We start from the raw sequence: 24,836 nt of genomic DNA, 5'->3' as shown, positions 1-24,836 counted from the left end.
AGGGCAGGATGGGGACATGGCAGTCGAGGTCACCGACAATCCCGGGCAGCACCGCTACGAGGCACATGTGGACGGCGAGCTCGCCGGCTTCGCGGCGTACACGCTCAGCGCGACGCAGATCGTCTTCACCCACACCGAGGTGCACCTCGAGGGTCGAGGCGTCGGCAGCGCCCTCGTGCGGGCAGCGCTGGACGACGTGCGTCGTCGCGGGGGCCTCCAGGTGGTGCCGCGGTGTCCCTTCGTGAGGGCGTTCATCGACAAGCACCCCGCGTACGCCGACCTCACGTGAGGCAGCTGCTCAGCGCGCTCGTTCTGGCCGCTCTGGTGGCCTGCGGCCTGAGTGCGTGCCAGGAGGCCGAGGACCGCGACCTCGTCGTGCTGCTGCTCCCCGATGAGGACGGCGGCGCCCGCTGGAGTGCGCAGGACCGCCCGGCGTTCGAAGCCGCCGTGGAGGCCTCGTGCGCGAGCTGCGTCGTCGAGGTGCACCAGGCCGCCGGCAGCGAGTCGACGCAGCGCGCCCAGTTCGCCGACGCCCTGGAGCAGGGCGCGGACGTGATCGTCCTGGTGAGCCTCACCGCGGAGGCCGGCGAGATGATGGTCCAGGATGCCGGGACGACGCCGGTGATCGCCTACGACCGGTTCGTGGCGGGAGCCGACTACTTCGTCACCGTCGACAGCGCCCAGGTCGGGACCCTGCAGGCCCGGGCCGTGCTCGCCGCGGCCGGCCCCAAGCCCCACGTCATGATGATCAACGGACCCGCCGACGACCCCAATGCCGCGCTGGTCAAGCTCGCCGCGCACGCCGTGCTCGAGGACTCAGGCGCGCGCATCCTGGCCGAGGTCGACCCCGTTGACGGGCAGACCAGCACCGCCCAGGAGTGGGTCACCGACCAGCTCGCCGCGATGAAGGGCAAGAGGATCGACGCGGTCTACGCGGCCAGTGACGCCCAGGCAGGGGGAGTGGTGGCTGCCTTCCGGGCTGACAAACGCCCACTGCCCGTGCTGACCGGACAGGACGCCGACCTCGAGGCGCTGCGCCGGATCGTGCTCGGTGAACAGACCATGACGGTCTACAGGTCCGTGCCGGATGAGGCGGGAGCCGCAGCCCGCGTCGCCGTACGGCTGATCGCCGGGCGCAAGGTGGGTGGCACGGAGCCCTACGAGGGGGTGCCGTCGATCATCTTCGACCCGGTCGCGGTGAGGCTCGACAACCTCACCGACACCGTGGTCCGTGACGGCGCGGTGGGGATCGAGGAGCTGTGCGCCGGGCCGGTCCTGGCGACCTGCGAGTCCCTCGGGCTGGCCTGACGGAGCGTGATCGTGCTCACCCCTTGACATTAGTTCGAGACTCGTACTTAATAGCGACATGACGTTGGTCCTGGGCGTGGACTCCTCCACGCAGTCGACGAAGGCGCTCCTCGTCGACTCCGCCGATGGCACGGTGGTCGCCCAGGCGACGGCTCCGCACCCGGTCGGCACCGAGGTCGACCCGCGCGCCTGGCTGACCGCCTTCGACCAGGCCGGCGCCGACCTGCTGGAGCGAGCCTCCGCGGTCGCCGTGGGCGGGCAGCAACACGGCTTGGTGGCCCTCGACTCCTCCAGCGCGCCCGTCCGCGACGCCCTGCTCTGGAACGACACCCGCTCCGCGCAGGCAGCCACCGACCTGATCCGCGAGTGGGGTGGGCCGGGCGCCTGCGCCGAGGCCGTCGGCAGCGTGCTGGTGGCCTCCTTCACCGCCAGCAAGCTGCGCTGGGTGCGCGACCACGAGCCCGACGTCGCTGCGCGCGTCGCTCGGGTGCTGCTGCCCCACGACTACGTCTCGGCCCACCTCTGCGCCCCCGGCACCGCGACGTTCACCGACCGCGGTGACGCCTCCGGGACCGGCTACTTCTCGACCGCGGACGGCACGTGGCGCCCCGATCTGGCCGCTGCGGCACTCGGCCACGACGTCGCCCTGCCGGAGATCGTCCCGGCCGGGGCTGTCGCTGCGCACACCGACGCGGGACAGGTCGTGGCCGGCGGCACGGGCGACAACATGGCCGCCGCCCTGGCCCTGGACCTGCAGCCCGGCGACGTCCTGGTCTCGGTCGGCACCTCCGGGGTCGCCTCCGCGGTCACCGACCGCCCCGTGATCGATCCCTCGGGCCTCGTCACCGGCTTCGCCGACGCCGCGGGCGGGTTCCTGCCCCTGGTGGCCACGGTCAACGCGGCCCGGATCCTCGATCTGCAGGCTCGGCTGCTGGGTGTCGACCTCGCCGAGCTCTCCGACCTCGCCCTGGCCGCGCCGTCCGGGGCGAACGGCGTGACTGTCCTGCCCTACTACGGCGGCGAGCGCACGCCCAACCGGCCCAGCGCCACGGCCACGTGGACGGGGCTGACCGACGCGACGTCGCGTTCCGATCTCGCCAGGGCCGCTTTCGAGGCACTGCTGTGCTCGCTGGCCGACGCTGTCGACCACCTCGTCTCGGCCATGGGTCGCCCGGCCGGCCGGATCCTCATGGTCGGAGGGGCGACCCGGAGTCCTGCCCTGCAGGCCCTGGCCCCGGCCATCCTCGGCCGGCCGGTGGTCCTGCCCTCGCCCGGGGAGTACGTCGCCCTCGGGGCTGCCCGGCAGGCCGCCTGGGCTCTGGCCGGCACGGCCCGACCTCCGACCTGGGCGCTGGTCGACAGCCACACCTTGGACGCCGAACCCACCCCCCATGTGCGGGAGACCTACGCACAGCTTCGTGACCGCACACAGGTGTGGTCCTGACCAGGAAGGCTCATCGATGAGCACCAACACCCCCGCACCCACCGTGGAGGACAAGTTCTCCTTCGGACTGTGGACGGTCGCCTACGGCGGCCGCGATCCCTTCGGTGACGCCACCCGTGCCCCGATGGACCCTGTCTACGCGCTCGAGCGACTGGCCGGGATCGGCGCCATGGGCGTCAACTTCCACGACGACGACCTGATCCCGTTCGGCAGTGACGAGGCCACCCGCGAGCAGATCATCGCGCGCTGGAAGCAGGGTCTGTCCGACACCGGCATCGTGGTCACGACGGCCACCACCAACCTGTTCACCCACCCGGTGTTCAAGGAGGGGGCGCTCACCGCCAACGATCGCGACGTACGTCGCTTCGCCCTGCGCAAGGTGATGCGCAACATCGACCTGGCCGCCGAGCTCGGTGCCAAGACCTATGTGTGCTGGGGTGGCCGGGAGGGCGCTGAGTCCGGAGCGGCGAAGGACGTGGCCGCTGCGCTCGACCGCTATCGCGAGGGGTTCGACCTGCTCGGCGAGTACGTCACCGACCGCGGCTACGACATCCGCTTCGCGATCGAGCCCAAGCCCAATGAGCCCCGCGGGGACATCCTGCTGCCGACCATCGGACACGCGCTGGCCTTCATCACCACCCTCGACAAGCCCGAGCTGGTCGGCGTGAACCCGGAGATCGGCCACGAGGAGATGGCCGGGCTCAACGCCGCGCACGGCTATGCCCAGGCCATGTGGCAGGGCAAGCTCTACCACATCGATCTCAACGGCCAGAACGGCCCGAAGTTCGACCAGGACCTGAGGTTCGGGGCGGGCAACGTGCGGGGTGCCTTCTGGGTGGTCGACACCCTGTTGGCCGGCGGCTACGACGGTCCGGTGCACTTCGACTTCAAGACCGCACGCACCGAGGACGACGAAGGTGTGTGGGTGGCGGCCGAAGCGTGCATGACCAACTACCTGATCCTGCGGGAGAAGAGCCGCGCCTTCCGTGCCGACCCTGAGGTCCAGGCGGCGCTGGAGGTGGCGAAGGTGCCCGAGCTCTCCGTTCCCTCGCTCGCCGAGGGTGAAGGGTGGGCCGAGCTGCTCGAGTCGTCTCCGGTCGACGTGGAGGCCCTGGCCGCGCGCGGCTCCGGACTCGAGCGCCTCGACCAGCTGGCGCTGGAGTACCTCTACGGGGTCCGCTCAGCTTGAGCCCGGACCTCCCCTCTCCCTCGCCGGTCGGATCGGAGTCGCTGCGGCGGCAGAACACCGCCCGCCTGCTCGGCTCGCTGCGCCGGTCCGGGCCCGCCACGCGGGCCCAGCTCGCCAAGCGCACCGGGCTGGCCAAGGCGACCGTCGGCGTGATCGTGGCCGATCTGGCCGCCTCCGGCGCCGTCGACGAGGACGGTTCACGCACCGAGGGGCGGGGGCGGCCAGGACGCCCGGTCCGGTTGCGCGAACGTACCTTCCTCGGGCTTGGCCTCGAGGTCAACGTCGACTACGTGTCGGCCGTGGTCCTCGACCTCGCCGGTCGCATCCAGCTGAGCGAGACCCGTCCGGTGGCACCAGGCACCCCGCTCGCCGGGCATCCGGTGCTGGACCTGGTCAGGGCCGTCGGCGAACGGTTCCCGCCGGCCGAGCACACCCTGGTGGGGGTCACCGTCGCCGTACCGGGCCTGGTGCGCGGTGACAACCGCACCGTGGCCTGGGCTCCCAACCTCGGCCTGGACGGACCTCTCCTGGCCGATGCCCTCGAGGCGAGCCTCGAGGGCCGCGTCGCGGTGCGGGTGGACAACGATGCGAACTGTGCGGCGCTCGCCGAGGCGCACCACGGTGCGGCTACCGACACCGGCTTCGCCCTCTACCTGACCGGGACCGTCGGGATCGGTGCGGGTCTCCTCAACGACGGCCACCTGGTGCACGGTGCCAGCGGCTTCGCCGGCGAAGTGGGCCACATGCCGATCGGGGACCCGGCCGCGCTCTGCGGCTGCGGCCGTCTCGGGTGTTGGGAGGCCACCATCGGGCTGCACGCCATGCTCGCCCGGACCGGCATGCCCGAGCTGGCCACCCCGCTGCGCTCAGCCGAGCATGTGGCCGAGCGGGCTGCCGGCGATCCGAAGCTCAGCGCGCTGGTGGCCGCTGTGGGGCGCGATGTCGGGATGGGCCTCGCGACGCTGGCCAACGTCCTCGACCCGGCGGTCATCGTGCTGGGCGGCTACTTCGTCCCGCTGGGGGAGTTGATCCTCGGCCCGGCTCGCCGGGTCCTCGACGAGCGGCTCGCCTCGGCTGCGCAGGACCGACCCGAGCTCCGGTTCAGCACCCTCGGCATCCAGGCGGCCGCCACCGGGGCGGCTGAACAGTCCCTGCGTGGTGTCTTCGCCGGCGAGGTGGCGATCACCGACGAGGCACGGGTCTGACTCAGACCGCGAGAGTGGCCAGCGTCGAGCCGACGTCGATCAGAGCATGCGACAGGCTCGCGACGGGATCCACGAACAGGGGGTCGAAGGCGATCTCGCCGGCGCCCAACAGCACCGAGTCACTGCCGAGGCCGGGCAACGACAGCGTCACCGACTCGCTGGGAGCCTGCAGTGCGCGCTCGGCCAAAGCAGCCTTCACCTCGTCGGACACCAGCGGGTACAGCGAGCCCAGATAGCCACCGAGCACGATCACCTCCGGGTTCAGCACGTTGACCAGGTTGGCCAGACCGCGGCCCAGGTGAGCGCCGATCACCCGCAGCTCCGGGGTGGCCGCGGGGAAACCGTCGAGGACCTCGCCCAGTCCGGGGACCCGCTCGCTCGGGCAGTTGATCGCCTGTGCGATGGCCACCGCCCCGATCTCGGTCTCCCAGCAACCGCGGTTGCCGCAGTGACACATCGGCCCCTCGGCGTCGTACGGCAGGTGGCCGACCTCGCCGGCGTACCCCGCGGCACCGCCGAGGGGGATGCCGCCGGCGATCACGCCGGCTCCGACGCCGACGTTGCCCGAGACGTAGATGAGGTCCGCCACGCCCACGCCAGCACCGCGCTCGTGCTCCGACAGCGCCCCGAGATCGGCGTCGTTGCCGATGACCACGGGGATGCTCAGCCCGAGCCGTTCGCGGACCAGTGAGGCGAAGGGGACGTCATGCCAACCGAGGTTCGGCGCGATCCGGACCAGACCGTCGGTACGTCGCACCAACCCTGGGACGCTCACCCCGATCCCGACCAGCGGGGCGCTGCCGGGGACCTCGGAGACCACCTCACGGATCAGTCGGACGACCTCACGCTCGACCTGTTCGACAGCCGGCCCGTCGATGATCGGGACCATCGCCCGCTGGTGGATCCGGCCACCCAGGCCCACTCGGGCCACCTTGACCCGGTCCACCCCGACGTCGACGGCCACGACGTAGGGCCCGTTGGCTCCCGGTCGCACCTCCGCGGAGGGGCGACCGGCAGCCTGTCGGCCACCCGCCGCACGCTGGGTCTGCTCGGTGATCCCCAGTGCTTCGAGCTCGCTCACCAAGGCACCGATGGTGCTGCGGTTGAGCGCCATCTGAGTGGTGAGTTCGGCACGCGACAGGTGCCCGGCCCGATGCACGTGGCGCAGCAGTGTTCCCAGGTTGTGCCTGCGAACGTCCTCCTGGTTGGTGCCGGTACCGACTCTCTTGGTCGGTGACATCGCCTCAGCCGATACCGGCTGCCGTCCGCCGACGGCGGGAGATGGCATCGACGCTGGCTGCGAGCAGCAGCACGCCGCCGGTCACCACGAAGTTGATCCAGCTGGCCTGGTTGAGCAGGCCGAGGCCGTTGACGATGGTGGCGATGACGAGCCCGCCGATGAGGGCGTTGCTGGCCTTGCCCTTCCCACCGAACAGGCTGGTGCCGCCGATGACAGCCGCGCCCACGGCATAGAGCAGCACGTTGCCCGAGCCGGAGGAGGTGGAGACCTTGCCGACGTACGACGCGGCCACGATGCCGCTGATCGCGGCCATGATCGAGCAGGACATGAAGACCAGGATCCGCATCCGGTCGACGTTGATGCCGGCGCGTCGAGCGGCCTCGGAGTTGCCACCGACGGCGTACACGTGACGGCCCCACGCGGTGCGACCGAGCACGAAGGTCCAGAAGATGAGGAGCACGACGACGACCGGCAGCACGTAGGGGATGCCGGCGATCACGATGTTGGGGTTGACGCTGCGGTTCTGGTTCAGCAGGTAGGTCACGACGAGGATGACCGCGGCCAGCGCGACGAGCTGAGTGACCACGACGGCGAGCGGCTGGTGCTGAAGACCGCCGGCCACTTTCCGGCGGTGGGTCAGGAGGGCGATGGCGGCGTAGGCGACGACGATGGCGATGGCCGCGATCCAGCCCCAGAGCGGGGTCACGTTGTTGTTCGCGATGCCGCTGATCACCGGGTCGTTGACCCGGACCGAGCCACCCTCGCCGATCAGCTTCAGGGGCACCCCTTGGAGCCCGAGGAAGAAGGCGAGCGTGACCACGAATGAGGGGATCCCGACCTTCGCCACGAGGATGCCGATGACCAGCCCGATCACGGCGCCGACGACGATGGCGGCCGCGACCGCGACGTACCAGGCCTGGCCGTGCTCGGCCAGCATGAGGCCCATCACACAGGCCGAGACGCCTCCGGCGACGCCGGCGGACAGGTCGATGTCGCCGAGGAGGAGCACCGGGATCAGGGCCATGGCCAGGATGATGATCGAGCCGGCCTGGGTGATCAGGTTGGCCAGGTTGAGGTTCGAGAGGAACCGGTCGTTGGCCAGGCCGAAGACGATGAAGAGCACGACGAGGCCCAGGATCGACGGCAGGGCACCCATGTCGCCGCCGCGCACGCGCTGGAGGTAGGCGCGCACGGAGTCGCCGAAGGTGACGGACTGGGTGAGGTCGGAGGCGAAGCCGGCCTCTTCGGATTCGGTGATGATGTCGGTCATGTCCTTCTCCTGCGTCAGACCGTGGTGGACGGCTTGGTGAGGCCGTCGAGGTCGGATGAGTGGCCCGTGGTGATGAGTTCGACGACCTGGCGCGAGTTGACGTCCTTGGTCGCGACGTCCGCGGCCACCCGGCCGAGGTAGAGCGCGGTGATCCGGTCGGCGACCTCGAACACGTCGGTGAGGTTGTGGGAGATCAGCAGGACGCCGACGCCGGAGTCGGCGAGTCGGCGCACCAGGTCGAGGACCTGTCGGGTCTGGGCGACGCCCAGAGCCGCGGTCGGCTCGTCGAGCAGCACGATCTTGGAGTTCCAGAGCACGGACTTGGCGATCGCCACGGTCTGGCGCTGGCCGCCGGACAGGCTGGAAACGCTCTGCCGCACCGACTTCACGGTGCGCACCGAGAGGGACTTCAGCGCCTCGCGGGCTCGCGACTCCATGGTGGTCTCGTCGAGCAGGATGCCGTTCTTCGTCTCACGGCCCAGGAACATGTTCTCGACGATGTCGAGGTTGTCGCACAGCGCCAGGTCCTGGTAGACGACCTCGATGCCGAGGGCGGCCGCGTCCTTGGGGCTGTGCACGTTGACGGGCTTGCCGTCGAAGAGGTACTCGCCCGTGTCGGCCAGGTAGATCCCGGCGATCGCCTTGACGAGGGTGGACTTGCCGGCGCCGTTGTCACCGACGAGCGCGGTGACCTGTCCGGGATAGATCTTGAGGTCGACGTCGTGCAGCACGTGCGCGACACCGAAGCTCTTGTTGATGCCCCGTAGTTCGAGGAGCGGAGTCGAATTGCTCATGGTGAGCCTTCCCGGGTGTGCAGGAATACGGACGAGTCAGACTAGTGCGATTTCGCAGGAGACGAGGGGTGGCCCTCCGGATGCACCGGAGAGCCACCCCCACGTCATGCTGACTAGCTGATGCCCGCGTCGGCGCACAGGGCGGCGAAGTCGCCCGTGCACAGGTCGGAGGCCTTCATGTCACCGGAGTCGATGACGGCCTTGACGTTGTCCTTGGTGATCGCAACCGGGTCGAGCAGGATCGAGGGCACGTCACGGTCGCCCGTGTCGTCACGAACCGTGCCGTTGGTCTGCGGGTCCTCGCCGTTGACCATCGCGATGGCCGTCTCGGCGAGCGCGCCGGCCTGACCGGTGGCGGACTTCTGGATCGTCATGCACTGGGTGCCGGCGAGGATGTTCTGCAGGCCCTCCACCGAGGCGTCCTGACCGGTGACCGGGACCTTGCCGGCCTGACCGTTCTTGTCGAGGATCGAGATGACTCCGCCGGCGAGACCGTCGTTGGCGGCGTACACGCCGTCGACCTTGCCGTCGACCTTGGTGTAGAGCTGCTCGAAGATCGTGACGGCCTTGTCGTTGTCCCAGTCGGGGACGGCCTGCTCGCCGACGTTCTTGTAGGTCGGGATCGCGTCGAGGACCTCGTGGGCACCCTGCGAGAACAACGTGGCGTTGTTGTCGGTCGGCGAGCCGTTGAGGTAGATGATGTTGGCGTCCACGTCGCCCAGGCAGTCAGCCAGGCCCTGGCCCTGGAGAGCGCCGACCTTGCTGTTGTCGTAGGAGATGTAGGCCGATGCGGAGCCACCGAGGGTCAGCCGGTCGTAGTCGATCGTCTTGACGCCCTGCTTGTCTGCCTTGGCCTCGATCGCGGCGCCCGAGTCGGAGTCGAGGTTGACGATCGCCAGGACGGTCACGCCGTCGGTGATCATCGAGTCGGCGATGGTCGCCATCTTGTCGGCGTCGCCCTCTGCGTTCTGGATGGTGTACTCCACGCCCGCAGCCTTGAACGCGGCCTCGAGGGCCGGCTTGTCGGCCGACTCCCAGCGAACCGAGGACTTGGTGTCGGGGAGGATCACGCCGATCTTGCCCTTGGAGTCCGAGCCGGCGCCCGGTTCGTCGTCGTTGCTGCCGCACGCAGTGAGGGCCAGCGCGCCCACCATGCCCACGAGTACCAGACTGGTCATTCGCTTCACGCGGATCGTCTCCTTGCATTCTTTTCTGGGCGCCGTGCCCGGCTCGTGACTGACTCCGGCGCGTTTGTTGTTTCGCACAACATATAGAGTGATCGCCGTCACGTCCAGCACCCGTGTCCCAATTGTGACAATGCGGATCGGCCCTCCCTCTGCTGGCTTGCGGCAGCGAGCGGGAGGACCGCGCGCGAACCAGTACCGTGCTCCTATGTCACGAGCCCTGCATCACCTCGACCTGTGGGTCAGCGACCTCTCCGTGGGGCAGGACGAGTGGGGCTGGCTGCTCGGTGAGCTCGGCTGGGAGGCCGACGTCGAGCCCAGCTGGGTGCACCCGGACGGCACCCGACTGTTCCTGGAGCGGTCCTCCGATCAGCGCGAGGAACCCCACGACCGGCTGCGGCCCGGGGTCAACCACGTCGGCCTGCTCACCGACGAACGACCGCTCCTGGACCGGATCCGGGCGGAGTCGTCGGCCCACGGTTGGCACGAGATGTACGCCGACCGCTATCCGCACGCCGGCGGTCCGGAGCACACGGCGCTCTACCTGGAGAACTCGGAGGGCTTCGAGGTGGAGGTCGTCTGGGATCCTCGCTGATCGCAGGCGCGGGGAGACTCAGGGGAGTCCCTGATCCCCCGGGCCCGGTTCGTCGGGCAGACTGTGGGTGAAGTTTTCGACTCTTGCAGGGGGAATTGGTGCTCAGGGCAGCGCAAAGTGCGGTGCGAAGGCTCCTGGTGTGGGCCGCCACCCGCCGTGGTGGGGTGGACCTGTCACGCCTGGACAAGGTGCCCGACTCGCTCGGCTGGCCGCTCAAACGCGACGGCATGGACCCTCCGGCGCGACTCGCGGAGATCCGGGCCACCGAGCCGATCCACACGTTGACCACCTTCATGGGCATCAAGGTCTGGTTGGTCACCGGCCACGACCTCGCCCGTGAGGTGCTGGGTGACATGAAGTCCTACAGCACCGACATCCGGCCCTACGTCGGCAAGGCCGGCGCAGCCGACGGCGACATCGGGGGACTGGGGTTCACCGATCCGCCCGAGCACACCCGGCTGCGCAAGCTGCTCACGCCCGAGTTCACCATCCGTCGCCTCGAGCGGCTGCGGCCGATGGTGCGCCGGATCGTCGACCAGCAACTCGACGAGATCGCGGCCAAGGCCCTCGAGGACGAGGTCGTCGACCTCGTGCCGACGTTCGCGTTCGCCGTCCCCTTCCTGGTCATCTGCGAGCTGCTGGGCTTGACCGATGAGCGCCGCGAAACATTCCGCAGGCTCGGGGCCGCTCGCTTCGACATCACCAGCGGTGGTGCGGCCTTCGGGGCCATCTCGGGGTCGCGGGAGTTCCTGCTGGCCGAGGCTGCCCGCCAGCGGCTCGACCCGGGCCCCGGCCTGATCGGCCAGATCGTGCGCGACCAGGGTGACGACATCAGCGACTACGACCTCGGCGGGCTGGCTGACGGGGTGTTCACCGGAGGCATGGAGACCAGCGCAGGCATGCTCGCGCTCGGCACCGCCGTGCTGCTCGGCGACGCCAAGGTCTGGGCCCAACTGCAGGACGACGCGGTCGACGTGGACCCGATCGTGGAGGAGCTGCTGCGCTACCTCTCCGTGGTCCAGGTCGCCTTCCCCCGATTCGTGAAGCAGGACCTCACGGTCGGTGGCGAGGCCGTCCGCAAGGGTGACGTGGTCCTGGCCTCGCTGCCCGCCGCGAGCCGCGACGACATCTACGGGCCGCACGCGGAGCGGTTCGACCCGAGTCGCCCACCCCGACCCCACCTGGCGTTCGGGCACGGCCTGCACCGCTGCGTCGGCGCCGAGCTGGCCCGCATGGAGCTGCGCTCGGCGTACCCCGCCCTCGCCCGGAGATTCCCCGAGATGCGGCTGGCCGAGCAGGAGATCTCCTACACCGAGAGCTCGATCGTGTTCGGGGTCGAGTCGCTGCTGGTGATCCCGGGGCGAGACGCGAAGGTCTCCAGCAGCTGATCAGATGCCCAGCGAACGGCCGATGATCTCCTTCTGGATCTCGGTGGTGCCTCCGTAGATCGTCTGCACCCGTGAGTTCACGTAGGCCTTGGCGATCGGGTATTCGGTCATGTAGCCGTAGCCACCGTGCATCTGGACGCCCTGGTCGACCAGCTTCTTCTGGAGCTCGGTGGTCCACCACTTCGCCATCGACGCGGTCTTGGCGTCGAGCTCGCCGGCCACGTGCCGTTTGATGCAGTCGTCCACGAAGACCCGGGCGATGTGCGCGTCGGTCGCCATCTCGGCGAGCACGAACCTGTTGTGCTGGAACTTGGCGATGGCGCGCCCGAAGGCGGTGCGGTCCTTGGCGTAGCCCAGTGTCGCGTCGAAGATCGCCTCGCAGGCGCTGGCCGCGGAGACAGCGATCGACAGCCGCTCCTGGGACAGGTTCGTCATCAGGTGCACGAACCCGGAGCCCTCCTCGCCGAGCAGGTTCTGGCGCGGCACGCGCACCTCGTCGAAGAACAGCTCGGCGGTGTCCTGGGCGTGCTGACCGATCTTGTCGAGGTTGCGGCCCCGACTGAATCCCTCCATCCCGCGCTCCACCACCAGCAGGCTGATGCCCTGGTGTCCGGCGTCGGGATCGGTGCGGGCCACGACGATGACGAGGTCGGCCAGGATCCCGTTGGAGATGAAGGTCTTCTGACCGTTGAGGACGTAGTGGTCGCCGTCGCGGACCGCCGCGGTCCGGATGCCCTGGAGGTCGGAGCCAGCTCCCGGCTCGGACATCGCGATGGCTGCGATCCGCTCCCCGGCGCACAGGGAGGGGAACCAGCGCTCCTTCTGCTCGTCGTCGGCGAGGGCGGCCAGGTAGGGCACGATCATGTCGTTGAACAGCGGGTACGCCGCGCCGTACACCCCGCGGCGAGCCATCTCCTCGCCGATCACCACGTTGTAACGGAAGTCGGGAGTGCCACCACCGCCGTACCGCTCGTCGAGCTGGAGGCCGAGCAGACCAAGGGCTCCCGCCTTCGACCAGGCCTCGCGGTCCACGATCCCGGCTGCCTCCCAGGCGTCGTGATGGGGCACGACCTCCTTGTCGAGGAACGTGGCGACACTGCTGCGGAAGGCGTCGTGCTCGGCGTCGAAGATGTCGCGGCCCATGTCAGGAGACCCATTCCTTCATCTGGCTGATGGTGCCCATGGGATCGGGGGAGACCGGCGTGACCTGCAGGTTGCTGATGCCGGCCTCGCGGTAGGCGGCGATCCGCTCCTTGACGTACGACGCGGGGCCGACCAGGTTGGCCAGCTCCAGCCACTCCAGGGGCACCTCGGCCTCGGCGTCCCGCTTGTGTCCGTCGAGGTAGAGGTCCTGGATCTTCTTGGCCTGTTCCTCGAAGCCGTAGTGACAGGCGAGGTCGTTGTAGAAGTTCTTGCCCCGAGCCCCCATGCCCCCCACGTAGAGGGCGAAGAGCGGCCGCGCCAGGTCCAACAGCCCCTTCACATCCTCGCCGATGGCGACCATCCCGCCCGCGGTGACCTCGAGGGGTGCCAGCCCAGCCTGACGCTTGGCGGTCCCGGCGCGCAGGGAGTCGCCCCACACCTGGTCCGCGCGCTCGGGGAGGAAGAGGAACGGGATCCACCCGTCGGCGTACTCCGCGGCCCCCTCGACGCTCTTCGGACCCAGGGCGGCGATGTAGAGCGGGACGCTGCGGCGCTCGGGTTTGGTGAGCAGCTTGAGGGGTTTGCCCAGGCCGGTGCCCTGACCCTCAGGCAGTGGAAGCTTGTAGATGCCGTCGCTGGTCAGCGTCTCGCGCCGGAGGCCCCGGCGGATGAGGTCGATGATCTCGCGGGTGCGACCCACCGAGCGGTCGTAGGGGACGCCGTGGAAGCCCTCGATCACCTGGGGCCCGGAGGCACCCAGGCCGATGATGGCTCGCCCGCCGCTTACGTTGTCGAGCCCTGCAGCGGTCTGGAGCAGCGCGCCGGGGGTGCGCGAGTAGATGTTGAGGATCGCCGCGCCGATCTGGACCCTCTCGGTCTTCGCGGCCAGGTAGCCCATGAGGGTGGGTGAGTCGAAGCCGTAGGCCTCGGCCACCCACACGGTGTCGAGACCGGCCTTTTCGTAGCCAGCGATCTGGTTGGCAGCCTCGCGCGGGTTGCCGGAGTAGGTCAGCGGGGTCGAGAGAAGCATGCGCCAACCGTGACAGAATCACTGTCAAGATGGAAGGGCGCCTCCCGCGAGGCCGTGACCTACTTCGACAGCTCGGCCTCGGGGAGTCCGGCGTCGGCACCCGCGCTCGGACCACCACGGTCCAGCGAACTGGGCCACCAGATGCGGCTGCCGAGATCCAGGTTGAGCGCCGTGACCAGCACCGAGCGGACGATCATGGTGTCGAGCATGACCCCCAGGGCGACCGCGATGCCGATCTCGGCGAACGCCACCAGCGGGAGCGTCGCGAGGACCAGGAACGTGCCCGCCAGCACGAGGCCGGCCGAGGTGATCACCCCGCCGGTCGCGGCCAGGGCGACCAACGACCCCTCCCGGGTCCCCCGGGTCGCGGTCTCCTCACGCACCCGGGTCATCAGGAAGATGTTGTAGTCGATGCCCAGCGCCACGAGGAAGACGAACACGAAGAGCGGTAGTGACGCATCAGCTCCGGCGAACCCGAAGACGTAGTGGAACAGCAGGGCCGACAGTCCGATGGCAGCCCCGTAGGACAGCACCACGGTGAGCACCAGGAGGAGGGGGGACAGGACGGCCCTGAGCAGGACCATCAGGATCAGCATCACCACGATCAGCACGATCGGGATGATCACCTTGTTGTCGCGGTTGGACGCGTTCTCGGTGTCGAGCAGGATCGCTGAGTAGCCTCCGACCAGCGCATCGGCCCCGGGCACCGCATGGACCGCGCTGCGGATCTCGGTGACGGCGTCGAAGGCTGCCTGGGAGGTGGCGTCAGCCTTGAGTGGCACGCTGATGAACGCCACCCCGTCCTTGACCAGGGGCTCGCCCACCTCGGCCACGCCCGACACGTCGGCGACCGAGGCCGCCACGTCCGCTGCCTGATCGGCGTTGGCGACCACCTGGACGGGGTTGGACTGGTCGACCAGGCCGTGCTCGGTCAGCACCCGCTGACCCACGATGGAGTCGAAGTCCTTGGTGTAGGACTCCTCGGTGGTCAGGCCGTTGGCGTCGAGCTTGACCCAGCCCACACAGGCGATGGCCAGCAACACCCCGGTGACGACCCAGACCTTGCGCGGCTTGGGCTTGATCCACTGACCCACCTTGGACCACAGCCCCGAGGCCGTGGGCTCCACGGACCCGAGCCCGGGACGCTTGGGCCAGAAGATCCAGCGCCCGAAGATCACCAGGAGCGCGGGCAACAGGGTGATCATCACCAGCAGCGCGACCGCGACGCCGATCGCGAGCACCGGGCCCATCCCGGCCGTGGAGTTCATCTCCGCGAACACCAGGCACAGCATGCCCAGGACGACGGTGGCCGCGCTGGCCACGATCGCCGGGGCGGCGCGGTGCAGGGCGAACGCCATGGCCTCGTGTCGGTCCTCGTGGCGACGGAGCTCTTCTCGGTAGCGCGCCACGAGCAGGAGGGCGTAGTCCGTGCCGGCGCCGAACACCAGCACCGTGAGGATGCCTTGACTCTGGCCGTTGACGGTGAGGTCGGCGTACTTGGCGAGGAAGTAGATGAGTGCCTGGGCCGTGAACAGGGCCACCACCGCGGAGAAGACCGGCAACAGCCACAGGACCGGGCTGCGATAGGTCAGCAGCAGGATCAGGATGACGACCCCGCCCGCAGCGAACAGCAGGGTGCTGTCGAGCCCGGAGAAGGCCTCGGCGGAGTCGGCGGCCTGACCTCCGGCTCCGGCGATGTGCACCGTCACGCCGTCGATGGCTGCGGCCTTGCGCAACTCGTCGACGGCGTCCGGCATGGCGTTCCAGCCGTCCTTGCCGAAGTTGAACGTGACGATGGTCTGGGCTGCCTGCCCGTCCTCGGACGGGAACGGCCCCAGGATCTCGCCCTCGACCCCGTCGAGGTTCGCGAAGTCGGCGGTCTGGGCCTGCGCGGCGGCCAGGTCGCCCTCGCTGAGACCTGAGCTGCGCTGGTAGACGACCACGGTCGGGATGGCGTTTTGATCCTGGAAGGCACCGAGCTTGTCCAGGGCGAGGGTCGACTCGGCGCTCGAGGGCAACCAGGACGAGGCCTCGTTGTTCTGGACGTCGGTGAGCTTGGCGGCGAAGGAGGACGAGCCCACGACGACGATGATCCAGAAGGCCGCGACGACCCACTTCATGACAGGACCGGTGAGCTTGCCAGCGATTTGACGGTGCATGACCAAATTGGACCACCACCCACCGACAAAGTCATCGGGGTTTACCCCGAGCTTTTCAGTGTTCGCTCAGCTTTCGCGCTGGTGACCGTTCCAGGAGTCCCACAGCGCGGCGTAGGAGCCGCCGGCCGCCACGAGCTCGTGGTGCGATCCGAACTCGGAGATCACCCCGTCCTCCACCACCGCGACCCGGTCGGCGTCATGGGCCGAGAACAACCGGTGGGCGATCGCGATCACGGTGCGGCCCTCCAGCACACCGGCCAGCGAGCGCTCCAGGTGCCGCGCTGCCCTCGGGTCGATCAGGGAGGTCGCCTCGTCGAGGACCAACGTGTGGGGGTCGGCCAGCACGAGCCGCGCCAGAGCGACCTGTTGCGCCTGGGCCGCGGTCAGGGACCGGCCGCCGGAGCCCACGATCGTGTCGAGTCCCGCGGGGAGCGCACGCACCCAGACATCGGCGTCCACCGCCACCAAGGCCGCCCAGAGGTCGTCGTCGGTGGCCTGGGCTGGAGCGGCCAGGGCCAGGTTCTCCCGCACCGAACCCACGAAGACGTGGTGCTCCTGGGTGACCAGCGCGACGTGGCCGCGCAGGTCGTCCAGCGGCAGGTCGGTCAGGCCGACACCGCCGACGGTCACCGCACCGGTGCGGGGAGGGTGGATGCCCGCCAAGAGGCGCCCGAGCGTGGACTTGCCGGCACCCGACGGTCCGACCATGGCGATCCGCTCACCGACCCCGACCGTCAGGTCGATGCCGTGGAGCACGTCGCGACCCTCGACGTAGGCGAACCGCACGTCGCTGGCCTCCAGGTGCTCTCCCTCGGGCTCGGCACCGCTCACGCGACGGTCGTCAGGCACCTGGGCGACTCCCAGCAGACGGGCCAGGGACGCGGCACCGAGCTGCAGTTCGTCGAGGATCGACACGATCCGGTCGACCGGGTCGATGAGCATCTGGACGTAGAGCGTGGCGGCGGTGACCTCGCCCAGCGAGACGCTGCCCTGCGTGTAGAGCCACCCGCCGAACAGCAGCGTGCCGACCGTCGGCAGGAGGTAGGAGACCTCCATCGAAGGGAAGAACACGGTGCGCAGGAAGAGGGTGTAGCGCTCGGCGGCGTACGAGGCGGCCACGTCACTGTCGATCGCCGCGATGCGCTCCTGCTCCAGTCCCAGGGCCTCGATGGTGCGGGCACCCTCGACACTCTCGGTCAAGGTGGCGTTGATCCGGGAGTACGACGCACTCTCGCGCAGGTAGCCCTCCTTCGCGCGGGCGAGGTACCACCGCAGCCCGATCACCAGCGGTGGGAGGCCCAGCAGGCAGGGCACCAGCACCCACCAGCCCACGAACAGCGCGGCCGCGAACGTGAGCACGGCGGTCACGACCGCGATCACCCACTCGGGCAGTGCCCAGCGCACCGACCAGCCGAGCTGGTCGACGTCGCGGCTGGTGCGGGTCAGCAGGTCTCCGGACCCCGCCGACTCCACCACGCCGACCGGGAGCGCCAGGATGTTCTCGACGAAGTCCTCGCGCAGGTCGGCCAGGATCTCCTCACCCAGGGACTGCGAGACGTAGCGGGCGTAGCGGGTGAACACCGTCTGCAGCAGCAGGAAGCCGGCCAGAGCCGCGACGATCAGGTCGACGTGACCGGTCGTGGTCCCGGTCTCCACCGCCTGCACCAGGCCGCCCAGCAGGGCGGGAGCGGCCAGACCGGCCAACGCGGCCAGGACGTGCAGTGCCAACGCAACGCCCAGCTTGCGGGGGTGACGACGGGCCAGGCGGCCGGCGTAGCGGCGGACCTCCGCGGTCGAGGAGACGGGCAGTGCGACGCTCATCGGGCCTCCTCCAGCTCGGTCTCGCGGATCACGATGCGGCGGTACGCCGGGTGGGTGGCGAGCAGGTCGAGGTGCGTGCCGGTGGCAACGATCCGGCCGCCCTGCAGGAACGCGACCCGGTCGACGGCATCCAGCATGAGCGGGCTGGAGCTGGTGACCACCGTCGTCCGGCCGGCCCGGTGTCGGCGCAGTCGGGCAGCGATCCGGGCCTCGGTGTGGGCATCGACGGCACTGGTCGGTTCGACCAGCACCAACACCTCCGGATCGGCGCTCAGCACCCGTGCCAGGACCAGGCGCTGGCGTTGACCACCGGAGAAGGTGCGGCCACGTTCGGCCACCTCGTGGTCGAGTCCGCCGGGCAGGCCGTCGAGGATGTCGTGCGCGCTGGCCGTGGCCAGCGCCCGGTCGAGGGCCTCCCAGCCGTGGCCCCGGATGTCGATGCGGGTGCTCAGCGGGCCGGAGAACAGGGCGGCTCCGGTGTCGGAGACGACGATCCGGCGCCGGACCTCCTCGCGCAGCAGGGACGTGAGTGGAACCGCGCCGAGGCGGACCTCGTCGTCGGGTTCGGCCGCGGCCAGTCCCAGCCGGTCGGCGAGCAGGGCTGACTCGTCGGGTTGCTCCGAGACGATCGCCAGGAACTCGCCGTGCGTGACCCGCAGGCCGCTGCGGAGATCATGCAGGTCGGCACCCGGCTCCGGAGAGGGTGCTGGGCTCGAGGGCTCCACGAGGTCCGGCTCGAGCGCCATCACCGTGCACACCCGTCGGGCCGAGACCCGAGCCCGGATGAACTTGTTGGCGTACTCGGTGGCGGTTCGCAGGGGGATCATCAAGAAGGCGGCGTAGCCGTAGAACGCCACCAGCTCCCCGGGGCTGATGCTCCCCTCGACCGCGTAGCGCGCACCGATCCAGACCACGAGGACCACGAACAGCCCGGGCAGGAAGACCTGGAGGGCATCGAGCACCGACTGCAGCCGGGCCACCTGTACGCCGGCCTGCCGGGTGCGCTGGGACTCGAGCCGGTAGCGCCCGAGGAACACGCCCTCGCCCCCGATGCCGCGCAGCACCCGCAGCCCGCTCACGATGTCGCTGGCGGTGTTGGACAGGGAGCCGGTGAGCTCACGTTGCGCGGCACTGCGCGACTGCAGCGGTCGCAGGAGCGGACCGATGAGCAGCATCAGCGCGGGTACGCCGACCAGAACGATCAGTCCCAGCGTGACCGACGTCTGGAGCAGGATGACCGCCACCAGGACGAAGGAGACGATGGCACCGGCGAACCTCGCGGTGACGTCCATGACCTGACCCAGGTTGGACAGGTCCGAGGTGCCGATGGCGATCACCTCGCCGGTCGAGACCTTGCGTGGCAGCGCCCCGCCGAGGCGGGCGGCCTGCCGGCCGACCAACTGGACCGTGCGGTAGGCGGCAGTCAGCCAGTTCGTCACGGCGAACCGGTGCCGGATGATGCCGCTGACCGCCTGCACGAGCCCGATCGCCAGCATCACACCCGCCCAGAGCACGAGCTGGCCGGAGTCGCGGGCGGCGACGCCGCGGTCGATGGCGACGCCGATCACCGCCGGCATCACGGCCTGGCAGCTCATCCAGACCACGCCGAAGAACATGCCCGCCGTCAGAGTGCGCCACTGGCCCTTCGCCATCCACCACAGAAACCGTCCCGGCGACCGGTGATCGGGGATCCCGGGGTCGTCCAGGGGAAGTCTGCGCACTCGCTCCACGGTAGGTCGAAGTGCGTGCATCCGCCAATCGTTTTAGCGGGCCAGCCCCTCGACGACCTCGGCCCCGGGGAGGTCGGCCAGCAGCCGCCCCGGCAGGAAGAGCTTGGAGCCGCGCAGGCCACTGCCGATGACGGCCGACTCGATGGCCAGGATCCGACTGTCCACCAGGACCCGCCACCCCGAGGGGAGGCCGAGCGGGGTGATCCCGCCGTACTCCATCCCCGATTCCTCGACCGCCCGGTCCATGGACAGGAACGAGGCCTTGCGGACGTCGAGGAGCCGCTTCACCACGGTGTTCACGTCGGCTCGGGTGTCGGCCCGCACCATGCAGGCCGCCACCCGCTCCTGACCGTCGCGCCGACCCGCCACCACCACGCAGTTGGCGCTGTCGCGCATCGAGAGCCCGTAGGCCTCGGTGAACGCCGCCGTGTCGGCGAGGCTCGGGTCGATCGCGGCCACGCTCACCCGGTCGGCTCCCGACCAGGCGGACAGCGCGCCGGCCACCGGGGCGGCCAGCAGGTCGAGACGGTCGAGGGCCGGGAGATGGGTCAGGTCCATGGAGTCATCATCCGGCATTCACCCGGAGGACATGCCTGCGCCGTACGTCGCCTGGAGCATGGCTTTCGTGAACCCGTCGACGACAGTGCCGTGGCGCACCGACTCCCTGGCCGTGACGCCGTCGATCGTGGCGCACCGAGGTGCCTGCGCCCATCGCCCCGAGCACACCATGGCGGCCTACCGCCTGGCCATCGCGATGGGGGCAGACGACCTGGAGATCGACGTCGTGTCGAGCGCCGACGGGGTGCTGGTGGCCCGCCACGAGAACGAGATCAGCGCCACCACCGACGTCGCCACTCGCCCGGAGTTCGCAGCACGACACGCTGTCAGGGAGGTCGACGGCGTGCATCGGGAGGGCTGGTTCACCGAGGACTTCACGCTCGCCGAGCTCAAGACCCTGACCGCGCGCGAACGGCTTCCCGCATCCCGGCCGGCGAGTGCGGCCTACGACGGGATGCACGCGATACCCACCCTGAACGAGATCCTGGCCATGGTGCAGGCGGAGTCGACCCGGCACAAGCGGATGGTGGGGCTCCTGGTCGAGCTCAAGCATGCGACGTACTTCGCCGGTCGGGGCCTCCCGCTGGGGCAGCCGCTGACCGCCGACCTGCGACGCCACGAGGTCGACCACGCCCGCTCGCGGGTGAGCGTGATGTCGTTCGAGACGACGATCCTGCGCCAGCTGAACCAGGTCCTGCGCGTCCCCCTGATCCAGTTGCTGGATCGTGCCGAACGTCGGCCCGCGGACCTGCGGGCCATCGGTGACCCTCGCACCTACGCCGACCTCGTCACCCCGGAGGGGCTGGCCCACATCGACGGCTACGCCGACGGCATCGGTGCCCACTCGAGCCTCGTCCTGCCGCGGGAGGCGGACGGATCGCTGGGGAAGCCGACAGCGTTGGTGCGTGACGCCCACCGCCTCTGGCTCGATGTCCTGGTGTGGACGCTGCGGGCCGAGAACCGCTTCCTGCCCACCGACCATCGCCGTGGTGCGGAACCTGACGCCCACGGTGACCTCCTGGGCTTCGCCCGGAGGTGCCTTGATGCCGGGGTGGACGGCCTGATCACCGACTATCCCGGCATCGCGGCAGCGCTGCGTCAGCGTGCGGTCCGTGGCGAGGTCATGATCGGGGCATGAGCACCCACGCGACGACATAGATGATCAGGAACGACCCGAAGCCGAAGATCGTGCCCAGCACGACCAGCAGCCGGATCAGGTTGGCATCGACGCCGAGGTACTCGGCCACGCCCCCGCAGACCCCGGCCACCATCGAGTCGCTGTTGCTGCGGGTCAGGCGCTTGACCGGCGGTGGGTTGAACTGGCCCTCGCTCATGGGTGGACCTCCGTCTCAGGGGTGTCGATGGGTTCTGTTCGTCGGCTGCCGACCCCGCGCAGCGCGAAGGCCAGGAGGCCGATGACACCGGCGCCGACGAGCAGCACCGGCAGGACGTAGGTGGAGTCGGTGATCCAGCCGGCCTGGTCCGCGGTCCACAGGCCGGAGACTCCCAGCAGCACCAGACCGATGACGAGGTGACTGACATTGAGCGGGTGCATCAGGGGTTCCTCACGTTGATGGAGCCGAGGTCCAGCTCGGCGTTGATGGTGATGCTCGGGACGTCGGTTCCGCCGTCGAGGCTGCGGGTCAGGTGAGGGCTGTCACCGTCGTCGGTGTCGCCGAAGATCTCAACGTTGCCACCACCGTCGATGTCACCGGTGGCGACGACGTCGATGCCGGCCGGCACGATCACGTCGATGCTGGCCAGGGTGCCGCTGAGATTGATGGTGCGCCCGTCGAGCGCCTCGAGGTCGCGCACGTCTCGCAGGTCCAGCTTCAGCTCGCCGATGCCGACGTCATAGCTGGGCGCGACTCCGGCCGCCGTCTGCGGGGTGTGGTTCTCGGTGCCTCCGATGCCGTGGGCGGCGAGGTTGGCGGCTCCCAGGCCCAGGCCCGAGATCATGGCGAGGAAGAGTACGCCGCCTGCACGGCCGTACCACGCACCGAGCACCAGCATCGCGCCGCAGATGGCCAGCGCCAGAGCGGGGTAGGCGCCCCCGGGCACGTCGGTCCCCGACAGGTCGACCAGCCACAGGATCCCGAGTCCGACCGCGATGAGCGCCACGGTGGCCAGGAAGAGTCCCGGGCCACGGTAGGGCCTCACCACCGGCGGAGCCGGCTGCCAGACAGTGGGGGGCTCCTGCTTGTCGAGGGAGACGGTCCCCGCGGGCTGGCCTGGAGGTGGTCCGCCGGTGCCGACCTGGCGGTCCTGCCGGCTCATGATGACCGCCAGGATCACGATCCCGACCACGAACACCGGCCAGGGGAAGTCGAAGACACCGGAGGAGTCGCCGACGACGAGGAGCACCGACACGACCGCGAGGCCGATCAGCACCACGGAGCGGGCTGACGGCTCGATGTTGATCTTCGCGTGGTCGGTCCCCTCGTCGGGCACCAGCAACCAGCTCACGCCGTACAGCAGGAGACCGGCACCGCCGAACAGCGCGAGCACCACGAAGCCGACCCGGAAGATGGTGGGGTCGAGATCGAAGTGGCGGCCCAGGCCGCCGGCGACGCCGGCGAGCTTGCGGTCCGAGCGGCTGCGGCGCAGGCGGGCCAGGTCGCGCATCTCCTCGGCCGAGACCCGCGGTGCGCCCTGGTAGGGGGTGTCCTGCTGCGGTGCAGGTGGTGGTGTCGTCGTCATGTCTCCACCTTGTCCCCGATCCTGGCCGCGCACCATCGGGGACAGCCCTGATTCCTGGGCCCCGCAGGGCGTGCGGACTCAGGGTCGGCTCAGGGGTCCACCTCATGGGGTGGGAGCCGCAGCGGTGAGACGATGGACCCACGATGAGCCTGGAATCCACCGACACCCCGCGTCGGGCCACCCGCGACACCCACGACGTCTGGCTCGGTGGGGTGGCCTCGGGCCTGGCCCAGCACCTTGGCGTGCCCACCGTCTGGGTGCGCGCCGCTTTCGTCGCGCTGTCGGTGCTGGGCGGGGTCGGTGTGGCCTTCTACGCCGGACTCTGGATGACGTTGCCCACTGATGCCCGCTTCGCCCGGTCCGCCCCAGGCATCGACTCGGCCACCCGGACGGGCAAGCGCCCCGGGGAGCGCCGACGACTGGCGGAGCTCGGCCCGGTCGCCGCGGTCGCCGCTGTCGCCGTAGGGGTCGTGCTGCTCGCCGAGGCGACCTTCGGGCGTGGTTTCCTCTTCTGGCCGGTCCTGTTCGGGATCGGCGGTGTCGCCTTCCTGTGGCGCCAGGCCGACGAGGCCCAGCGGGAACGCTGGATGGACACCTCGAGCAGGGTCAACCCGTTGCAGGCGCTGCTGGGCTCCGGGGGCCCCGCGGCGATCGCCAGGATCGTCGCCGGCGTCGGCCTGATCGTGATCGGGCTGGTCATCTTCGCGGTCAACAGCGGGGACGTGCAGGTGGCGCGCGACGTCCTCATCGCCAGCCTCCTCGGTGTGGCGGGCATCGCCCTCACCCTGGGACCCTGGGTCTTCCGCCTGGCCAGCGACCTCACCCAGGAGCGTGCCGAACGGGTGCGCAGCCAGGAGCGTGCCGACATGGCGGCGCACCTGCACGACTCGGTGTTGCAGACGCTCGCCCTGATCCAGAAGAACGCCGGTGACAGCGCGGTCGTGAGCAAGTTGGCCCGCGCCCAGGAGCGGGACCTGCGGTCCTGGCTCTTCGACGAGGCGCCGCCTGCGGGCGGCTCCTTGGCCAGTGCGCTCAAGGAGCTCGCCGCCGAGACCGATGACGTCCACGGGATCGCGGTCGACGTCATCACCGTGGGTGACACGCCGCTCACCGAGACCCTGCAGCCTCTGGTCCTCGCGACCCGGGAGGCCCTCACCAACGCGGCGCGCCACGCAGGCGCGTCCCGGATCGACGTCTACGCCGAAGTGACGCCCCAGCGAGCCGAGGTGTTCGTCCGCGATCGTGGTGCCGGGTTCGACCCGGCGAGCATCGCTGCGGATCGTCAAGGAGTACGGCGCAGCATCATCGACCGCATGACCCGTCACGGCGGCACTGCAGCCGTGCAGTCAGCCCCCGGTGAGGGCACCGAAGTGCGCCTCGCCATGCCTCTGGAGGAGAACGATGACTGACCTGACCCGCGTGCTGATCGTGGACGACCATGCGATGTTCCGGGCCGGTGTGCGCGCTGAGATCGGCGGTGCCGTCGACGTGGTGGCCGAGGCCGAGGACGTCGCCAGTGCGGTCGCGGCGGTGCGGGAACACCACCCGGACGTCGTGCTCCTCGACGTCCATCTTCCTGGCGGGGGTGGCGTGGAGGTGATGCGCCAGGCTCATGAGCCCGAGGTGAAGTATCTCGCGCTGAGTGTCTCCGATGCTGCCGAGGACGTCATCGGCACGATCCGCGGTGGGGCTCGCGGTTACGTCACCAAGACCATCACCGGGGAGGAGCTGGTGGCCGCCATCCAGCGGGTGCGTGACGGCGACGCCGTCTTCTCACCACGGCTGGCCGGGTTCGTCCTGGATGCCTTCGCGGGATCGGTGGAGATCGCCGCGATCGACGAGGATCTCGACCGTCTCACCGAGCGTGAGCGCGAGGTGATGAGGCTCATCGCTCGTGGCTACGCCTACAAGGAGGTCGCCAAGGAGCTGTTCATCTCGATCAAGACCGTGGAGACCCACATGTCCAACGTGCTGCGCAAACTGCAGTTGTCGTCGCGGCACGAGCTGACACGGTGGGCCTCCGATCGCCGGCTGCTCTAGACGCCCAGAGTCCGCGGGCTCGAGCCAGGACCGGGCAG

The 24,836-nt window shown here is 69.8% G+C and carries 23 protein-coding genes; 10 read left to right on the top strand and 13 right to left on the bottom strand.

The window, feature by feature from the left end:
- Positions 1-16: 16 nt before the first annotated feature.
- From AB7I40_RS12070 to AB7I40_RS12050, 5 genes are read left to right on the top strand one after another with little or no spacing between them, the layout of a single operon-like run.
- On the top strand, positions 17-289 hold the full coding sequence (locus AB7I40_RS12070) for a GNAT family N-acetyltransferase (RefSeq protein WP_428347718.1): 273 nt from the start codon (positions 17-19) through the stop codon (positions 287-289).
- Positions 286-1,308: a substrate-binding domain-containing protein gene (locus AB7I40_RS12065; protein ID WP_428347717.1), complete on the top strand. Its 1,023-nt coding sequence runs from the start codon at positions 286-288 to the stop codon at positions 1,306-1,308. Before AB7I40_RS12070 ends, AB7I40_RS12065 begins: the two co-directional genes overlap by 4 nt.
- Positions 1,309-1,366: 58 nt before the next feature.
- Complete coding sequence (xylB, locus tag AB7I40_RS12060; RefSeq protein ID WP_428347716.1) at positions 1,367-2,752, top strand: xylulokinase; 1,386 nt, start codon at positions 1,367-1,369, stop codon at positions 2,750-2,752.
- A gap of 16 nt (positions 2,753-2,768) precedes the next feature.
- Positions 2,769-3,941, top strand: coding sequence for a xylose isomerase (gene xylA, locus AB7I40_RS12055; protein WP_428347715.1), 1,173 nt, complete (start codon positions 2,769-2,771; stop codon positions 3,939-3,941).
- Positions 3,938-5,146, top strand: coding sequence for an ROK family protein (locus AB7I40_RS12050; protein WP_428347714.1), 1,209 nt, complete (start codon positions 3,938-3,940; stop codon positions 5,144-5,146). Before xylA ends, AB7I40_RS12050 begins: the two co-directional genes overlap by 4 nt.
- 1 nt (position 5,147) lies before the next feature.
- Here the strand turns inward: AB7I40_RS12050 and AB7I40_RS12045 are convergent, their stop codons facing one another.
- The 4 genes from AB7I40_RS12045 to AB7I40_RS12030 all read right to left on the bottom strand — a co-directional run bounded on the left by AB7I40_RS12045 (position 5,148) and on the right by AB7I40_RS12030 (position 9,628).
- Positions 5,148-6,386 carry an ROK family protein gene (locus tag AB7I40_RS12045; protein ID WP_428347713.1) on the bottom strand — a complete coding sequence of 413 codons (1,239 nt, stop codon included), beginning with the start codon at positions 6,384-6,386 and terminating at the stop codon, positions 5,148-5,150.
- A 4-nt stretch (positions 6,387-6,390) separates the two neighbouring features.
- The gene (locus tag AB7I40_RS12040; RefSeq protein ID WP_428347712.1) at positions 6,391-7,656 is read right to left on the bottom strand and encodes a sugar ABC transporter permease; all 1,266 of its coding nucleotides are present in this window, start codon (positions 7,654-7,656) and stop codon (positions 6,391-6,393) included.
- Between the two features lie 14 nt (positions 7,657-7,670).
- The gene (locus tag AB7I40_RS12035) at positions 7,671-8,450 is read right to left on the bottom strand and encodes an ATP-binding cassette domain-containing protein (RefSeq protein ID WP_428347711.1); all 780 of its coding nucleotides are present in this window, start codon (positions 8,448-8,450) and stop codon (positions 7,671-7,673) included.
- Between the two features lie 113 nt (positions 8,451-8,563).
- Positions 8,564-9,628 (bottom strand): sugar ABC transporter substrate-binding protein, encoded by a 1,065-nt coding sequence (locus AB7I40_RS12030; RefSeq protein WP_428347710.1) that lies wholly within the window; start codon positions 9,626-9,628, stop codon positions 8,564-8,566.
- 214 nt (positions 9,629-9,842) lie between these two features.
- Between AB7I40_RS12030 and AB7I40_RS12025 the strand changes: the two genes are divergently transcribed.
- Together AB7I40_RS12025 and AB7I40_RS12020 are read left to right on the top strand one after the other, a co-directional pair.
- Positions 9,843-10,229 carry a VOC family protein gene (locus tag AB7I40_RS12025; RefSeq protein WP_428347709.1) on the top strand — a complete coding sequence of 129 codons (387 nt, stop codon included), beginning with the start codon at positions 9,843-9,845 and terminating at the stop codon, positions 10,227-10,229.
- Between the two features lie 137 nt (positions 10,230-10,366).
- Positions 10,367-11,617 carry a cytochrome P450 gene (locus tag AB7I40_RS12020; RefSeq protein ID WP_428347708.1) on the top strand — a complete coding sequence of 417 codons (1,251 nt, stop codon included), beginning with the start codon at positions 10,367-10,369 and terminating at the stop codon, positions 11,615-11,617.
- On the opposite strand, the gene AB7I40_RS12015 is transcribed toward AB7I40_RS12020, so the two are convergent.
- The 6 genes from AB7I40_RS12015 to AB7I40_RS11990 all read right to left on the bottom strand — a co-directional run bounded on the left by AB7I40_RS12015 (position 11,618) and on the right by AB7I40_RS11990 (position 20,058).
- Positions 11,618-12,760 (bottom strand): acyl-CoA dehydrogenase family protein, encoded by a 1,143-nt coding sequence (locus AB7I40_RS12015; RefSeq protein ID WP_428347707.1) that lies wholly within the window; start codon positions 12,758-12,760, stop codon positions 11,618-11,620.
- Position 12,761: 1 nt separating this feature from the next.
- Positions 12,762-13,790 carry an LLM class F420-dependent oxidoreductase gene (locus tag AB7I40_RS12010; protein WP_428347706.1) on the bottom strand — a complete coding sequence of 343 codons (1,029 nt, stop codon included), beginning with the start codon at positions 13,788-13,790 and terminating at the stop codon, positions 12,762-12,764.
- Positions 13,791-13,849: 59 nt separating this feature from the next.
- On the bottom strand, positions 13,850-15,949 hold the full coding sequence (locus tag AB7I40_RS12005) for an MMPL family transporter (protein ID WP_428347705.1): 2,100 nt from the start codon (positions 15,947-15,949) through the stop codon (positions 13,850-13,852).
- A gap of 66 nt (positions 15,950-16,015) precedes the next feature.
- Positions 16,016-17,770: an ABC transporter ATP-binding protein gene (locus tag AB7I40_RS12000; RefSeq protein ID WP_428347704.1), complete on the bottom strand. Its 1,755-nt coding sequence runs from the start codon at positions 17,768-17,770 to the stop codon at positions 16,016-16,018.
- The gene (locus tag AB7I40_RS11995) at positions 17,767-19,491 is read right to left on the bottom strand and encodes an ABC transporter ATP-binding protein (protein ID WP_428347703.1); all 1,725 of its coding nucleotides are present in this window, start codon (positions 19,489-19,491) and stop codon (positions 17,767-17,769) included. Before AB7I40_RS11995 ends, AB7I40_RS12000 begins: the two co-directional genes overlap by 4 nt.
- Positions 19,492-19,533: 42 nt before the next feature.
- A complete protein-coding gene (locus AB7I40_RS11990; protein WP_428347702.1) occupies positions 19,534-20,058 on the bottom strand; it encodes a YbaK/EbsC family protein in 525 nt (174 codons plus the stop codon).
- Between AB7I40_RS11990 and AB7I40_RS11985 the strand changes: the two genes are divergently transcribed.
- Positions 20,057-21,196 carry a glycerophosphodiester phosphodiesterase family protein gene (locus AB7I40_RS11985; protein ID WP_428347701.1) on the top strand — a complete coding sequence of 380 codons (1,140 nt, stop codon included), beginning with the start codon at positions 20,057-20,059 and terminating at the stop codon, positions 21,194-21,196. The genes AB7I40_RS11990 and AB7I40_RS11985 overlap by 2 nt on opposite strands.
- Here the strand turns inward: AB7I40_RS11985 and AB7I40_RS11980 are convergent.
- Genes AB7I40_RS11980 through AB7I40_RS11970 form a run of 3 tightly spaced genes read right to left on the bottom strand, consistent with a single transcriptional unit; the run spans position 21,180 to position 22,758 of the window.
- Positions 21,180-21,392, bottom strand: a complete 213-nt coding sequence (locus AB7I40_RS11980; protein ID WP_428347700.1) for a PspC domain-containing protein — start codon at positions 21,390-21,392, stop codon at positions 21,180-21,182. The two genes, AB7I40_RS11985 and AB7I40_RS11980, sit on opposite strands and share 17 nt — an antisense overlap.
- Positions 21,389-21,613: a hypothetical protein gene (locus AB7I40_RS11975; RefSeq protein ID WP_428347699.1), complete on the bottom strand. Its 225-nt coding sequence runs from the start codon at positions 21,611-21,613 to the stop codon at positions 21,389-21,391. Before AB7I40_RS11975 ends, AB7I40_RS11980 begins: the two co-directional genes overlap by 4 nt.
- The gene (locus AB7I40_RS11970; protein WP_428347698.1) at positions 21,613-22,758 is read right to left on the bottom strand and encodes a PspC domain-containing protein; all 1,146 of its coding nucleotides are present in this window, start codon (positions 22,756-22,758) and stop codon (positions 21,613-21,615) included. Before AB7I40_RS11970 ends, AB7I40_RS11975 begins: the two co-directional genes overlap by 1 nt.
- Before the next feature lie 143 nt (positions 22,759-22,901).
- Here AB7I40_RS11970 and AB7I40_RS11965 point away from each other — a divergent pair, with 143 nt between their 5' ends.
- Both AB7I40_RS11965 and AB7I40_RS11960 read left to right on the top strand, forming a co-directional pair.
- The gene (locus AB7I40_RS11965) at positions 22,902-24,167 is read left to right on the top strand and encodes a PspC domain-containing protein (protein WP_428347697.1); all 1,266 of its coding nucleotides are present in this window, start codon (positions 22,902-22,904) and stop codon (positions 24,165-24,167) included.
- Positions 24,160-24,798 carry a response regulator gene (locus tag AB7I40_RS11960; RefSeq protein WP_428347696.1) on the top strand — a complete coding sequence of 213 codons (639 nt, stop codon included), beginning with the start codon at positions 24,160-24,162 and terminating at the stop codon, positions 24,796-24,798. The genes AB7I40_RS11965 and AB7I40_RS11960 overlap by 8 nt, the downstream gene beginning before the upstream one ends.
- The last annotated feature ends 38 nt before the right edge of the window (positions 24,799-24,836 follow it).

This window comes from Nocardioides sp., from assembly GCF_050246775.1.
Lineage (GTDB): Bacteria > Actinomycetota > Actinomycetes > Propionibacteriales > Nocardioidaceae > Nocardioides.
Note: the sequence above shows the minus strand (reverse complement) of the source record. Positions and strands in the feature narration are given on the sequence as shown.

Bases quoted from the DNA above. Each gene is read 5' to 3' on its own strand.
- AB7I40_RS12070 (WP_428347718.1), top strand. From the start codon at position 17: ATGGCAGTCGAGGTCACCGACAATCCCGGGCAGCACCGCTACGAGGCA.
- xylB (WP_428347716.1), top strand. From the start codon at position 1,367: ATGACGTTGGTCCTGGGCGTGGACTCCTCCACGCAGTCGACGAAGGCG.
- xylA (WP_428347715.1), top strand. From the start codon at position 2,769: ATGAGCACCAACACCCCCGCACCCACCGTGGAGGACAAGTTCTCCTTC.
- AB7I40_RS12045 (WP_428347713.1), bottom strand. From the start codon at position 6,386: ATGTCACCGACCAAGAGAGTCGGTACCGGCACCAACCAGGAGGACGTT.
- AB7I40_RS12040 (WP_428347712.1), bottom strand. From the start codon at position 7,656: ATGACCGACATCATCACCGAATCCGAAGAGGCCGGCTTCGCCTCCGAC.
- AB7I40_RS12035 (WP_428347711.1), bottom strand. From the start codon at position 8,450: ATGAGCAATTCGACTCCGCTCCTCGAACTACGGGGCATCAACAAGAGC.
- AB7I40_RS12030 (WP_428347710.1), bottom strand. From the start codon at position 9,628: ATGACCAGTCTGGTACTCGTGGGCATGGTGGGCGCGCTGGCCCTCACT.
- AB7I40_RS12025 (WP_428347709.1), top strand. From the start codon at position 9,843: ATGTCACGAGCCCTGCATCACCTCGACCTGTGGGTCAGCGACCTCTCC.
- AB7I40_RS12015 (WP_428347707.1), bottom strand. From the start codon at position 12,760: ATGGGCCGCGACATCTTCGACGCCGAGCACGACGCCTTCCGCAGCAGT.
- AB7I40_RS12010 (WP_428347706.1), bottom strand. From the start codon at position 13,790: ATGCTTCTCTCGACCCCGCTGACCTACTCCGGCAACCCGCGCGAGGCT.
- AB7I40_RS12005 (WP_428347705.1), bottom strand. From the start codon at position 15,949: ATGCACCGTCAAATCGCTGGCAAGCTCACCGGTCCTGTCATGAAGTGG.
- AB7I40_RS12000 (WP_428347704.1), bottom strand. From the start codon at position 17,770: ATGAGCGTCGCACTGCCCGTCTCCTCGACCGCGGAGGTCCGCCGCTAC.
- AB7I40_RS11985 (WP_428347701.1), top strand. From the start codon at position 20,057: ATGGAGTCATCATCCGGCATTCACCCGGAGGACATGCCTGCGCCGTAC.
- AB7I40_RS11990 (WP_428347702.1), bottom strand. From the start codon at position 20,058: ATGGACCTGACCCATCTCCCGGCCCTCGACCGTCTCGACCTGCTGGCC.
- AB7I40_RS11980 (WP_428347700.1), bottom strand. From the start codon at position 21,392: ATGAGCGAGGGCCAGTTCAACCCACCGCCGGTCAAGCGCCTGACCCGC.
- AB7I40_RS11975 (WP_428347699.1), bottom strand. From the start codon at position 21,613: ATGCACCCGCTCAATGTCAGTCACCTCGTCATCGGTCTGGTGCTGCTG.
- AB7I40_RS11970 (WP_428347698.1), bottom strand. From the start codon at position 22,758: ATGACGACGACACCACCACCTGCACCGCAGCAGGACACCCCCTACCAG.
- AB7I40_RS11965 (WP_428347697.1), top strand. From the start codon at position 22,902: ATGAGCCTGGAATCCACCGACACCCCGCGTCGGGCCACCCGCGACACC.
- AB7I40_RS11960 (WP_428347696.1), top strand. From the start codon at position 24,160: ATGACTGACCTGACCCGCGTGCTGATCGTGGACGACCATGCGATGTTC.